The 12967-nt window shown below is 73.0% G+C and carries 11 protein-coding genes; 8 read left to right on the top strand and 3 right to left on the bottom strand.

Annotated features, from left to right (window positions below; genetic code table 11):
• Positions 1-201 precede the first annotated feature (201 nt).
• Entirely contained in the window at positions 202-612 is a 411-nt protein-coding gene (locus OHA72_RS44640) for a pyridoxamine 5'-phosphate oxidase family protein (protein WP_327002167.1), read from the top strand.
• A gap of 134 nt (positions 613-746) precedes the next feature.
• On the opposite strand, the gene OHA72_RS44635 is transcribed toward OHA72_RS44640, so the two are convergent.
• The 3 genes from OHA72_RS44635 to OHA72_RS44625 form a co-directional block, all read right to left on the bottom strand.
• On the bottom strand, positions 747-1958 hold the full coding sequence (locus tag OHA72_RS44635; protein ID WP_327002166.1) for an EAL and HDOD domain-containing protein: 1212 nt from the start codon (positions 1956-1958) through the stop codon (positions 747-749).
• A 117-nt stretch (positions 1959-2075) separates the two neighbouring features.
• Complete coding sequence (locus OHA72_RS44630) at positions 2076-3758, bottom strand: SulP family inorganic anion transporter (RefSeq protein WP_327002165.1); 1683 nt, start codon at positions 3756-3758, stop codon at positions 2076-2078.
• The gene (locus OHA72_RS44625) at positions 3755-4093 is read right to left on the bottom strand and encodes an ArsR/SmtB family transcription factor (RefSeq protein WP_327002164.1); all 339 of its coding nucleotides are present in this window, start codon (positions 4091-4093) and stop codon (positions 3755-3757) included. Before OHA72_RS44625 ends, OHA72_RS44630 begins: the two co-directional genes overlap by 4 nt.
• A 191-nt stretch (positions 4094-4284) precedes the next feature.
• Between OHA72_RS44625 and OHA72_RS44620 the strand changes: the two genes are divergently transcribed.
• The 7 genes from OHA72_RS44620 to OHA72_RS44590 all read left to right on the top strand — a co-directional run bounded on the left by OHA72_RS44620 (position 4285) and on the right by OHA72_RS44590 (position 12912).
• Positions 4285-4974, top strand: coding sequence for a CBS domain-containing protein (locus OHA72_RS44620; RefSeq protein ID WP_327002163.1), 690 nt, complete (start codon positions 4285-4287; stop codon positions 4972-4974).
• A gap of 52 nt (positions 4975-5026) precedes the next feature.
• The gene (locus tag OHA72_RS44615; RefSeq protein ID WP_327002162.1) at positions 5027-6139 is read left to right on the top strand and encodes a universal stress protein; all 1113 of its coding nucleotides are present in this window, start codon (positions 5027-5029) and stop codon (positions 6137-6139) included.
• A 5-nt stretch (positions 6140-6144) separates the two neighbouring features.
• A complete protein-coding gene (gene adhE / locus OHA72_RS44610; protein ID WP_327002161.1) occupies positions 6145-8778 on the top strand; it encodes a bifunctional acetaldehyde-CoA/alcohol dehydrogenase in 2634 nt (877 codons plus the stop codon).
• Positions 8779-8780: 2 nt separating this feature from the next.
• Positions 8781-9716 carry a thiamine pyrophosphate-dependent dehydrogenase E1 component subunit alpha gene (locus tag OHA72_RS44605; RefSeq protein WP_327002160.1) on the top strand — a complete coding sequence of 312 codons (936 nt, stop codon included), beginning with the start codon at positions 8781-8783 and terminating at the stop codon, positions 9714-9716.
• The gene (locus OHA72_RS44600) at positions 9713-10744 is read left to right on the top strand and encodes an alpha-ketoacid dehydrogenase subunit beta (RefSeq protein WP_327002159.1); all 1032 of its coding nucleotides are present in this window, start codon (positions 9713-9715) and stop codon (positions 10742-10744) included. Before OHA72_RS44605 ends, OHA72_RS44600 begins: the two co-directional genes overlap by 4 nt.
• Complete coding sequence (locus tag OHA72_RS44595) at positions 10737-11870, top strand: 2-oxo acid dehydrogenase subunit E2 (protein WP_327002158.1); 1134 nt, start codon at positions 10737-10739, stop codon at positions 11868-11870. Before OHA72_RS44600 ends, OHA72_RS44595 begins: the two co-directional genes overlap by 8 nt.
• A gap of 67 nt (positions 11871-11937) precedes the next feature.
• A complete protein-coding gene (locus tag OHA72_RS44590) occupies positions 11938-12912 on the top strand; it encodes an Acg family FMN-binding oxidoreductase (protein ID WP_327002157.1) in 975 nt (324 codons plus the stop codon).
• Positions 12913-12967 lie beyond the last annotated feature (55 nt).

The raw sequence follows: 12967 nt of genomic DNA, 5'->3' as shown, positions 1-12967 counted from the left end.
CCCCGTCCGGGCTCGTGGATCACGCTAGGCGGCGCCCCGGGGAGCGCAGCAGGGCCGAACGGCACCGGTCACGGCGTACCAAGGACCCGTGCGACACCGGCGCGGGCGGCAGGGACAAGGTCCCGCCGGGGACGGGCCGTTGTGCCCTGGCCCGCGGGTCGCGGGCGGAGCAGAGTTCACCGCAATGAGAAGGGTGGACCGATGGCGACAATGCGACCGCTGGGCCGCGACCGCTGTCTTGAGCTGCTGGCCTCCGTGCCGGTCGGCCGGGTGGTGTTCAGCATGCGGGCCCTACCGGCGATCCGGCCGGTGAACCACCTGGTGGACGGCAGCACCATCGTCATCCGCAGCAACCTGGGCGGCGCGCTGGCGTCCGCCGCCACGCAGAGCGGCGGGGTCGTCGTGGCGTACGAGGCGGACACGTTCGACCTCGACGGCCACACCGGCTGGACGGTGGTGGTCACCGGCGCCGCGAGGCTCGTCCTGGACCCCGTGCGGCAGGCGCGGTACGAGCGGCTGCTGCGGCCGTGGGTCGACGAGCCGATGAACTGTGTCATCGGCATCGACTGCGACCTCGTGACCGGCTACGAGCTGGCCGCGGCCGCCGTCTGAGCCACGCCGCCGGCTGCCGCGGATGACCTGTGCCGCGCCGCGGGCTGCTGCGGACGGCCTGTGCCGCGCCGCGGGCTGCTGCGGACGGCCCGTGCCGCGCCGCGGGCTGCTGCGGACGGCCTGTGCCAGCGCCGTCAGTTGCTGCGGATGGCCTGTGCCGTCTTCGTGGCCCATGCCAGCGCCGCCAGTTGCTGGGGCAGCATGTCGGCGCCCGCGGCCGTCGCGGTGCCGTGCTCATGGGCCTGGACGGCGGCGAGCACGTCGCCGAGCGGGCCGGTGCCGTGCAGCAGGGCGTCGCGGACCATCGCCGCGAGGGGGAGCTTGCCGGCGAGGGTGTCGACCGGCAGGCCGAGCAGGCCGGCGACGGCGTCGAGCAGCCCGGCGGTGAACGCCTCGTCGCCGGAGAGCCCGGTGCTCTCGGCGATCAGCCGGCACAGCTGCGCGTGGACGAGGATGTCGGCGGTCTGCTCCTCCCCGGCCTCGGTGAGGTCACCGATCAGCATGAGCGTCACCCAGTTGCGGATCTGCGCGGTGCCGAGCATGACGACCGCCTCGTGGACCGACGACACCCGGTGCGCCGCGCCCGTGGCAGCGGTGTTGACCGCCTGGAGCATCCGGTAGCTCAGCGCCGGGTCGCTCGACACGATGGACACGATGCGGTCCAGGCCGACGTCCGGCGCCATCAGCAGGCCGAGCAGGTGGACGCAGCGCAGCCGTGACGCGCTCAGCGTGCGGGCCGTGACGACGGCGGGGCGGCTGAGCGCGTAGCCCTGGAAGAGGTCGTATCCGCGTTCGTGCGCCTCGGTCACGTCCGCGGCGGTCTCCAGCCGCTCGGCCACGAACTTCAGGTGCGGGTATGCCCTGCGCACGTCGAGGATCGCCTGTCGCTGGGCGGCCGTGGTACCGAGGAAGTCGACCTTGACGTAGGTGGCCAGCGCGAACAGCCGCTCGTGGCCGGACCCGGACACGAAGTCGTCGAGGGCGATGACATACCCGCGTTCGACCAGGCTCGCGACGCCCGCCACGAGCCGGTCGTCGACGTCGACCGTCTCGAGGACCTCCAGGACGGCGTGCTCCGGGGCGAACGGCACCGGCAGCTCGCCGAGCAGGAAGTCCGCGGTCAGGTTGATGAAGCACGGCCGGCCGCCGGCGAGCTCCTCCAGGCCGACGGTGGTGAACGCGGCAACCATCACCTGGCTGGTCGCGAGGGCACCGCCGTTGGTTGCGGACCGGGCACCGGGCGAGTTGCGGAACAGCAGCTCGAACGCGGCGATGTCGCCCTGCCGATCGTAGATCGCCTGGCGGCCGACGTGGACATCGGTGACCTCAGGTATGACATTGGACATGGGGCTTCCCGATCCGTATGTGGTCGAACACCTTGCGTAGTCGATGGTGACCGGTGGGCACACCCGGCTGCGACGGCCGAACGTGCGCGAAGTTCGACGATCACCCGACACGGGCGTTCATCCCGGCGGTGAGGGGCGGCCGACGATGTGCGTCCGCGCGTGGGCGATGGCGGCGACGGTGTCGGGGAAGATCAGGCCGTCACGGCGGAGGCTCTCGGCCACGCCGAGCGTGGCGAGGACCTGGTCGTGGCCGGTGAGGACGCCGGACAGCAGGACGACGATGCCACGGCGGCGCAGGTGCGTGATCGCGTCGCCGAGCACGTGCGCGCCGGTGGCGTCGATGGTGGTGACGCGGGACATCCGCAGGATCACCACCCGGACGTCGGTGACCTCGGACAGCTCGATGAGGAAGTGGTGGGCGGCGGCGAAGAACAGCGGGCCGTCGAGCCGGTACGCCACGATGTGCTCGCTGAGCAGTTGGTGCTCCTCGGCGCTGTGGTCGCCGGGCTCCAGCGGCACCTGCTCGAGCCGGGCGCTGCGGGCGACGGACCGCAGCGCCAGCACCGTCGCCACGCCGATGCCGACGGCCACGGCGGCGACCAGGTCGAACACGACGGTCACGGTGAACGTCAGCGCCAGCACCAGCGCGTCGCCGCGGGTGGACCGGGCCAGCGCGACCAGCGTGCCCGCCTCGACCATCCGCACCGTGGTCGCCAGCAGGACCCCGGCGAGCGCCGCGAGCGGGATGCGGGACACCAGCGGCGCGGCGGCCAGCACGATCGCCGCCAGGGCGACGGCGTGGGTCAGCGCCGCCAGTTTCGACCCGGCACCGGCACGGACGTTGACCGCCGTGCGGGCGATCGCCGCGGTCGCCGGGATGCCGCCGAACAGCGGCGACGCGAGGTTCGCCAGGCCCTGGCCGAACAGCTCCCGGTCGGGGTCGTGCCGCTGGTTGACGCTCATCCCGTCGGCCACGGTCGCCGACAGGAGGCTCTCCAGCGCGGCGAGGGCGGCCACGGCGAGCGCGGAGGGCAGCAGCGTCCCGATCGCGGCGAGGTCGACGAAGCTCAGCGACGGTGCGGGCACGCCGGCCGGGAGCGCACCGATGCGGGCCAGGTCGAGCGGTGCCACCTCCGCCGTGATCGTCGCCGCGGCGACGGCGAGCAGCGAGAAGGGCAGTCCTGGCCGCAGGCGCGCGCCGAGCAGCATCACCGCCGCCACGCCCACGGCGACGCCGACGGGTGCGGGGTGGGGATGGCGGGCGAAGCGGACGATCGCGTCGGCGGCCACGGCCCAGACCTTGTCGCCGTGGGCGCCGGCGCCGCCGAGCGCGGCCGGCAGCTGCTGCAGGGCGATGACGACCGCGATGCCGGCGGTGAACCCCTCGATGACCGGGGTGGGCAGGTAGCGCACGTAGCGGCCGAGCCGGGCCAGCGCCAGCACGATCAGGACGAGACCGGCCAGCGCGCCGACCATGAGGACCCCGCGGGCGCCGAACTGCTGCACCACCGGCACCAGCACCACGGTCATCGCGCCGGTCGGGCCGGACACCTGCAGGTTGGAGCCGCCGAACACCGCCGCGACCGCGCCGGCCACCACCGCCGTGACCAGTCCCGCCTGGGCGCCCAGTCCCGACGTCGCGCCGAAGGCGAGCGCCAGCGGCAGGGCGACCACTGCCACCGTCAGTCCCGCCAGCAGGTCCCGGCGCGGGGCGCGGCGCACCGCGGCCCAGTCCGACCGCTGCGGCAGCAGGCCGGTCAGGCCCCAGCCGGCGGCGCGCCGCGTTGCCGACGCGGTCACAGGTCCCGCGCCTCGGCCTCGAGCTGCGCCAGCAGCCCTTCCCGATCGGTCAGCACCGCGCCCAGGATCCGCCGGCCCGCCGCGAGGAGGTCGGCCACGTCCGGGGTGCTCAACGCGTACACGACGAGCGCCCCGTCACGGGTCGACGTCACCAGGCCCGCCCTGCGCAGCACCGCGAGCTGCTGCGAGAGGCCCGCGGCCTCGACGTCGATCTCGGTCAGCAGCTCCCGGACGGGTCTCGGGCCGTTCTGCAGGAGCTCCAGCACGCGGATGCGCACGGGATGACCCAGCGTGCGGAAGAGTTCGGCCTTCGCCTGATACAGCGGCACGGGCATGCCGGCGGCCGCCTTCCCGATCTGCGTATTACGACATGGCGAGTTTAGCAGTTGCAAACAATTGCAAATAGCGGCCCGGGGCGGACGGGGCATCCCGGCCCGCGACGGCGGGACCTTCGGCCCGTGCGGCCCGTCGGCGCCGAGGTCAGGGTGGGGAGATAGGACGGACCCCCATGGAAGGGAGCAGGTCGATGAGTTCGCTGCTGGTACGAGACGTGATGAGCACCAGTGTGGTCACCGTGGCACCCGAGCTCGGGTACAAGCAGATCGTCGACCTCCTCGTCGAGTTCGGCGTCAGCGCGGTGCCGGTCGTCGACCCGCGGCGCCGGGTGCTGGGGGTGGTCTCCGAGGCGGACCTGCTGCACAAGGTCGAGTTCAACGGCGAGGACGTGCACGCCAGGCTCTTCGAGCGCCGCCGCCGGCGCCTCGCCAAGGAGAAGGCGACCGGCGAGACCGCCGCGTCGCTGATGACGGCGCCGCCGGTCACGATCACCACGACGGCCACGCTCACTCAGGCGGCCCAGCTGATGGAGCACCGCAACGTCAAGCGGCTCCCCGTCGTCGACGACGACGAACTCCTGGTCGGCATCGTCTCGCGGCGCGACCTGCTGCGCCGGTACCTGCGCGAGGACGACGTCATCCGCGCCGACGTCATCGAGTCGGTCCTGCGCGGCATCATGTGGATCGACCCGATCGAGGTCGACGTCGCCGTCACCGGCGGGCACGTCACCCTGGCCGGGAAGATCGACCGGCGCAGCAGCGCCCAGATCGCCGTCCGGCTGATCCGCGGCCTCGACGGCGTCGTCGGTGTCACCGACGACGACCTCAAGTGGGGCTTCGACGACACGACCACCCGGCTGAGCCACACGTTCGACGCCTGACCGGCCGCCGGCGACCAGGGCACCGGCAAGAACTGACCTGACGGAGGCCGACATGTCATCACGGATCAGGATCGTCGTGGGCTTCGACGGCTCCGCGGACTCCTGGGCCGCGGCCCGTTTCGCCGCCGCCGAGGCCGCAGCCGAGACCGCCCGCGAGACCCGCGAGACCGCCGCCGCGGCCGCCTGTGCGGCAACCGGCGTGGCAGCCACCCAGGCCGCCGCCCAGGTCGTCCCGGGCCGCGGCCTGGTCCGCCTGGTGCACTCGCTGCTCGACCGGGTCGCCTACGCGACCCTGCTGCCGCCCGACCTGACCGCGGACGCCGAGGCCGAGGCACGTCGGCTGCTCGACCTCGCCGCCGACGACCTGGCGCACGCGCATCCGGGCATCGATGTGCAGACGATGCTCGTGCAGCGGGCGCCGGGTGCCGCGCTGGTCCGGATCTCGCGTTCGGCCGACCTGATCGTCCTCGGCCGCCACGGGCACGGCAGGGCACCGGCCGGGGGAGGGTTCCAGCGCATCCATGCCGGCGCCGTCGCGACGCACGTGATGGCCTACGCGTCGTGCCCCGTCGTCGTCGCGGCGACCGTGGACGCCGACGCGGTCCGCCGCCCGGTCGTGCTCGGCCTCGACGCGGCATCGCCCTCGGCGGCGGCGATCTCCTATGCCTTCGAGGCGGCGCAGCGCCGCGGCACCAGCATCCGGGTGTGCTACATCAGCACCTCCGGCGACCGGCCCGGCGACCCGCGGGACGACGCCGACTCGCGGCTGCTGCTCAGCCAGGCACTGGCCGGCTGGCGCGCCGCCTTCGCCGACGTGCCCGTCGCCCTGGACGTCCTGCACGGCGTCGACCCTGCGGCCAGGCTGCTCGACGCGGCCGCGACCGCCTCACCCTGGTCGTGGGCGCCTGCGAACGCGCCGGCGTGCCCGGCACCGGCCCCGGCGCGGTGCCCGGCACCCTCGTGCGCAACGCCGTGTGCCCGGTGGCCGTCGTGCGGACCCAGCGGCAGGCGAGCACGCATCCGGCCGCCGTCGGCTGAGCGACCGGCCGGGCGGGACCTTGGTCATTGCCGGCCGGGTCCTGCGGCTCTGTGGGCGGTGCCAGGACCGCCGAAGGATGAAGGTGTGGACCGCAGCGGTCCGTGCCGCCCTCGGGAAAGGAAGTGATGACGGTGACCGGGACCCTTGCCCCGTCGCTCGCCGAACAGTTCGACGTGCCCGTCGAAGGCACAGTACCGGCGGTCGACCGTCTGGTGACCAAGGGACTGAAGGCGCTGGACGCCTACGCCGCGCTGAGCCAGGAGCAGATCGACCACATCGTGAAGAAGGCCTCCGTCGCGGCGCTCAGCCAGCACGGCCGCCTCGCCGAGCTGGCGATCGAGGAGACCGGCCGCGGCGTGTTCGAGGACAAGGCGGTCAAGAACGTCTTCGCCTCCGAGCACATCGCCCACAGCCTCGCCGGGCTGCGCACCGTCGGCGTCGTGTCCCGCGACGAGATCAACGGCATCGTCGAGATCGCCGAGCCGGTCGGCGTCGTGTGCGCTGTCACGCCGGTGACCAACCCGACGTCGACCACGATCTTCAAGGCATTGATCGCGCTGAAGACCCGCAACCCGGTGGTGTTCGCGTTCCACCCGGCCGCGCAGCGGTGCAGCGCCGAGGCCGCGCGGGTCGTCCGCGACGCCGCGATCGCCGCCGGCGCCCCACGCGACTGCGTGCAGTGGGTCGAGGCGCCGTCCATCGAGGCGACGCAGACGCTCATGCAGCATCCCGGGGTGGCCGTCATCCTCGCCACCGGCGGCGCTGGGATGGTCCGCGCCGCCTACTCGGCCGGCAAGCCGGCGCTCGGTGTGGGGCCCGGCAACGTCCCCGCCTACATCGAGCGCAGCGCCGACGTGGTGCGGGCCGTGCACGACATCGTGGTCTCCAAGACCTTCGACCACGGCATGATCTGCGCGTCCGAGCAGGCCGTCATCCTCGACGAGGCCATCGCCGAGCAGGCCGTGGCCCAGTTCGAGCGGCTGCACGCCCACGTGGCGACCCCGCACGAGAAGCAGCTGCTGGAGCAGTTCATCTTCGGTACCTCCGCCGCGAAGCTCAACCCGGACGTGGTGGGCCGCTCCGCGGCCTGGATCGCGGCCGGTGCCGGCTTCGAGGTCCCCGCCGGCACGTCGGTCATCCTGGTGCCCGTCGGCGGCGTCGGCCCGCACGAGCCGCTGACCCGGGAGAAGCTGTGCCCGGTCCTCGCCATGCTGCGGGCAGGCTCGCAGGAGGAGGGGTTCCGCCTCGCCGAGCAGATGGTCGAGCTCGACGGGCTCGGGCACAGCGCGGTCATCCACACCGCCGACGCAGCGACCGCGGAGGCCTACGGCCAGCGGGTCAAGGCGGTCCGGATCATCTGGAACTCGCCCTCCTCGCAGGGCGGCATCGGCGACGTCTACAACGCCTTCCTGCCGTCGCTGACGCTCGGCTGCGGCAGCTACGGCCGCAACTCGGTGTCCGGCAACGTGTCCGCGGTCAACCTGCTCAACATCAAGCGCATCGGGCGCCGGACCAACAACCTGCAATGGTTCAAGATCCCGCCGAAGATCTACTTCGAGCCCAACGCCATCCGGTACCTCTCCGACATGCCCGACGTGCACCGCGTCACCATCGTCACCGACCCGACGATGACCCGGCTCGGCTACGTCGACCGCATCCGCGGCGTCCTGCGCGGCAGCGTCAACCCGGTCACCGTGCAGATCCTCGACAACGTCGAACCGGAGCCCACCATGGCGACAGTGGAACGCGGCGCGGAGCTCATGCGCTCGTTCCGGCCCGACACGATCATCGCGCTCGGCGGGGGCTCGCCGATGGACGCGGCCAAGGTGATGTGGCTGCTGTACGAGCACCCCGGCGTGGAGTTCACCGACATGCGGGAGAAGTTCTTCGACATCCGCAAGCGGGCCTTCACGTTCCCGACCCTCGGCCGGCTCGCCCGCCTCGTCTGCATCCCCACCACGTCCGGCACCGGCGCGGAGATCACCCCGTTCGCCGTCATCACCGACACCAAGACCGGCATGAAGTACCCGCTCGCCGACTACGCGCTCACCCCGAGCGTCGCGATCATCGACCCGGTCCTGACCGCCGACCTGCCGCCGAACGTCACCGCGGACAGCGGCTTCGACGCCCTGACCCACGCCACCGAGGCGTTCGTCTCCGTGTACGCCAACGACTACACCGACGGCCTGGCCCTGCACGCGATCAAACTGATCTTCGAGCACCTGCCCGCCGCCGTCCACCACGGCCGCACCGACCCCGTCGCCCGGGAGAAGATGCACAACGCCGGAACGATCGCCGGCATGGCCTTCGGCAACGCCTTCCTCGGCATGGTCCACGCCCTCGCGCACACCCTCGGCGCCACGTTCCACATCGCCCACGGGCGCACCAACGCGATCCTGCTGCCGCACGTCATCCGGCACAACGGCCAGGTGCCGGCGAAGCTGACCGCCTGGCCGAAGTACGAGCGGTACGTCGCCCCCGAACGGTTCCAGCAGATCGCGCAGGCGCTCGGGCTGCCGGCCCGCACACCGCAGGAGGGCGTCGAGTCCTACGCCGCCGCCGTGGAGCGGCTGCGCACCGAGGTCGGCATCGAGCCGTCGTTCCAGGCCGCCGGCGTCGACGAGCAGACGTTCCTCGACGCGCTGCCGCAGCAGGCGATGAACGCCTACCTCGACCAGTGCGCCCCGGCGAACCCGAGGATGCCCATGCTCGAGGACCTCCGCGGGATCATGCGGACCGCCTACTACGGGACCACCCGGTCATGAGCATGACGCTCACCACGGACCCGGCCGTACGCCCGCCAGGCGGACCGACCCGCCTGGCGGACGAGGACCTGACCGCGATGCTGCTCATCAGGCACTTCGAGACACGGCTGCTGCAGCTGTTCGACGCCGGGCGCCTCGACGGCACCACCCACACCTGCCTGGGCCAGGAGTACGTGCCGGTCGCGCTGTGCCGGCTGCTGGAGGCCGGCGACTGGATCGTCAGCAACCACCGCGGGCACGGCCACTACCTCGCCAGGTACGACGATCCGGCCGGCCTGCTGGCCGAGATCATGGGCCGGGACGGTGCGATCTGCAACGGCGTCGGCGGCAGCCAGCACCTCTACCGGGAAGGGTTCCTGTCCAGCGGCGTGCAGGGCCAGACGCTGCCGATCGCCGCCGGGATCGCGTTGCAGCACAAGCTGTCCGGCCACCACGCGCTCGCCGTCGTGTTCATGGGCGACGGCACCTGGGGCGAAGGCGCCGTCTACGAGGCGCTCAACATGGCGGCCCTGTGGCGGCTGCCGTTGCTCGTCGTCGTGGAGCACAACGGCATCGCCCAGTCGACGCCGACACCGGCCCACCTGGCGGGCAGCATCGCCGGGCGGGCCGCCGCGTTCGGGATCGCACACGAGCTCGTCCGCTCGACGGACGTCAACGCGATCCGGACGCAGCTGCACGCGGCGGTCACCCGGGTACGGGACCAGCACCGGCCGCTCGTCGTGGAGCTGCGCACCACGCGGCTCGGCCCGCACAGCAAGGGCGACGACGCGAGACCGGCAGAGGCCGTCGCGGCCGCCCGCGCCCGCGACTGGTGCACCGGCTACGCGGACCGCTTCCCGGAGCAGTTCGCGGCATCGGACCGCCTGGCGCGGCAACGGATCGACGCCGTCGTCGCCGACGTGCAGCAGCGGCCGCCCGCGACATGGAGCGGGCGATGACCGGCCCGGCCCGGCCCGAGCGGGTCGCGGAGAACCTCAACCGGGCCCTGCACGAGATCCTGCGCGACGACCCGGCGGCGGTGCTGCTCGGCGAGGACGTCGCCGACCCGTACGGTGGCGCCTTCAAGATAACCCGAGGGCTCAGCTCCCGGTTTCCGGATCGCGTGCTGAACACGCCGCTGAGCGAGGGCGGATTCGCCGGCGTCGCGAGCGGGATCGCGCTGCGGGGCGGCGCCGCGATCGTCGAGATGATGTTCAGCGACTTCGTCACGCTCGCCTTCGACCAGATCGTCAACTTCGCCGCCAAGTCGGTGAGCATGTACGGCCGGCGGCTGCCGATGCGCCTCGTCGTGCGCTGCCCGACCGGCGGCGGGCGCGGCTACGGACCGACCCACAGCCAGAGCCTGCAGAAGCACTTCCTCGGGGTGCCGCACCTGCACCTCGCCGAGGCCTCCGCGTTCCACGACAACACCGCGCTGCTCCCGCAGCTGCTGCGCCGAGGCGAGCCGTGCCTGCTGTTCGAGGACAAGACCCTCTACCCGCAGCGGGTGCACACCGGCGGGGTCGTGGACGACCTGTTCCGGTTCGACTTCCTCGACGAGGAGCGCCTCCTCGCACGGGCCTACGTCGACGGCGTGCCGAGGGACGGCTGTGACTGCCTCATCATCGCCCCCGGAGGCGTCGCGGCGCGGGCGCTGGCCGCGGCCCGCCGGCTCTTCCTGGACCAGGAGCTGGTCTGCCAGGTCGTGGTGCCGTTCCAGCTGTATCCGTTCGACGTGGCACCGCTGCTGGACCTCGCCGCCGCGGCGCAGCACGTCCTGATCGCCGAGGAGAGCACCCCGGGCGGCACGTGGGGCGGAGAGGTCGCCGCGGACCTGCACGAGCGTGCCTGGGGGCGGCTGCGCCGGCCGGTGCTGCGGCTGACGTCGCTGGACAGCGTCATCCCCGCCGCCGTGCACCTCGAGCGGCGGGTGCTGCTGCAGGAGACGACGATCCACGACACGATCAGGGAGGCTGCCGGTGCGTGAGATCCGCCTGCCGAAGCTCAACAGCAACGACGTCGCCTACACGCTCGTGGAGTGGTACGGCCACGACGGCGGGCACGTCGCCGAAGGTGCCGTCGTGGCGCTCGTGGAGACGTCCAAGACCGCCGAGGACCTGACCGCGCCGGCCGGCGGCATCCTGCACCGCACGGTCGGTGCGCCGGCGGAGTGCGCCCACGGCGACGTCGTCGGGTACCTCTTCGAATCCGACGCCGAACGGACCGCCTTCCTCGCCGCACCGCCGCACGACACGGCGCACGGCGTCACCGGCAGCCACCCGGGGCTGATCGTGACCGAGCCGGCCCGCGTGCTGATCGAGCAGGCCGGTGTGGACCCCGCCCGCCTGGCCGGCCTGGGCAGGACGGTGATCAGGCGCAGCGACGTGCTGGCGCTGCTCACCGAGCAGCGCCCCGCCGGCGGCACCAGCCATCCGCTGACCCGGCAGCAGCGCAGCGTCGCCGACGTCGTCACCAGGTCCCACCTGTCGATCCCCGCGGCGTACACGGCGATCCGCGTCGACGCCACCCGCGTTGCCGCGCTGCGGCGGCAACTGCCCGCGGCCGCGGGGCGCACGGTCGGCACGGTCGAGCTGCTCGTCAAGGCCGTCGCCGGGCTCCGGGACCGGTATCCGCTGTGCTTCGGGGCCTACCAGGACGACGCGTCCGTCCTCGTGCCGGACGGTGCCCACGTGGCCGTCACCGTCGACGCCGGCGAGGGTCTCTACCTGCCGGTCGTGCGGCACGCCGGCGAGCTGTCCCACGCGCAGATCGGCGATGTCCTGGCCGCGTTCACCGGCAAGGCCCGGCACGGCACCTTCCGCGCCGACGAGCTCACCGGCGCCAACATCGGCCTCTCGCTGACCAACTACACCGATGTCCTGTTCACCCAGCCGATCATCCCGCCCGGCACCAGCTGCATGCTCACGCTGTCCGGCACCCACCGTGACGCCGTCGTGGCGGCGGACGGCACGGTCGTGGCGCGCAGCTGGTTCGCGCTGGGCCTCGCATACGACCATCGCGTCGTCAACGGCCGGGACGCGGTGGTCTTCCTCCGCGACGTCAAACGCGCCCTGGAGCGTGCCGCGGGGGCCGTGGGTCCCGTGAAGGCGTGACCATTGACCCTGCTGCCGGGTCCGCGTCCAGGCGATCGTTGAGGAGAGCCACCGATGGGAGCCTGCCATGACACAGCACCTGCGAGCCGAGATCGACCAGGTCGCCGAGGCCTCGATCGCGGCACTGCGTGCACCGTCCATCCTCAACACCCAGCCGTGGCGGTGGCGGCTGGCCGGCAACCACGCCGAGCTGTGGGCCGACCGGTCCCGCCAGCTCGACGGGCTCGACCCCGACGGCAGGCTCCTGCTGCTCAGCTGCGGCACAGCCCTGCACCACGCCACGGTCGCGCTGCTCGCCGCCGGCTTCGACGCCGACGTCGCCCGGCTGCCCGACCCGGCCAGGCCCGACCTGGTCGCACGGGTCCGGCAGGGGCGCCCCTGCCCGCCGGACAGCCTGCTGTACCGGGCGATCTACCAGCGACGCACCGACCGGCGCCCGTTCGACGACGCCCGGCCCGCTGACGCGGTCCTCGACGAGCTGCGCGCCGCCGCCGAGCGGCACGGAGTGCACCTGCACGTCGTCCGCGACGACCAGGTGACCGCGTTTGCCTCGGCGGTCGCGCACGCCGGTGACGTGGAACACGGCGACCCGCGCTTCCGCGACGACGTGCTCGCCTGGACGACCCGGGCGCGGGAGGACCGCGACGGCGTGTCGCCCCGCAGCACCGTCGCGCCGACGCACCGCGCCATCGCGCCGCGGGACTTCAACCTCGCCCGGCCCGCCACCCTCGACCCCGGCACCGGCTCGGACCGTGGCACCGTGTACGTCATCCTCACCGTGGACGCCGAGGAGCCCGCCGACTGGGTCGCCGCGGGCGAGGCCCTGTCCGACATGTGGCTCACCCTCACCGCCCGCGGGCTGGCCGCGTCGCCGATCAGCGAGGTCATCGAGGTCCTGCCGGTCCGCGTGGCCCTGCAGCGGCTGCTCGGCGGCGTCGGCCACCCGGCGATCGCGATGCGGATCGGGGTCCCCGTCGACGGCATCGAACCCGTCCCGGCGTCGATCCGGCGCTCCGGCACCGACACCATCGGCCTGCCCTGACAGCCGTGAACGGCGGCACGGCCCCCGCCGACAGCGTAACCTCGGGCTGGTATGC

The organism is Dactylosporangium sp. NBC_01737, assembly GCF_035963215.1.
GTDB lineage: Bacteria > Actinomycetota > Actinomycetes > Mycobacteriales > Micromonosporaceae > Dactylosporangium.
Note: the sequence above shows the minus strand (reverse complement) of the source record. Positions and strands in the feature narration are given on the sequence as shown.